Annotated in this window: 1 pseudogene; it reads right to left on the reverse strand. The window is 38.9% G+C overall.

What is annotated here, in order from left to right:
- Positions 1-247: pseudogene (locus RYX56_RS24395) on the reverse strand (AMP-binding protein); the annotation flags it as partial.

Genomic DNA, 247 nt, shown 5'->3' on the forward strand with positions numbered 1-247 from the left:
TTCCACTTCAAGCGGGTGAATATTTTCTCCTCCAGAAATAATCATGTCATCCACACGCCCCACAACAAACAAATCTCCATCTTTATCTAGAACGCCCATATCGCCAGTAAAATACCATCCATTTTTTATAGCCTTTATATTTGCATCGGGCCGTTTCCAGTATCCTTTAAAGGCTTCTATAGAATCAATATTGATAATAATCTCACCAGGAGTACCTTGTGGAACAAGATCATCAGGTGTAGAATAC

Origin of the sequence: Alkalihalophilus lindianensis (assembly GCF_032843265.1) — a bacterium.
Lineage (GTDB): Bacteria > Bacillota > Bacilli > Bacillales > Bacillaceae_D > Alkalihalophilus > Alkalihalophilus lindianensis.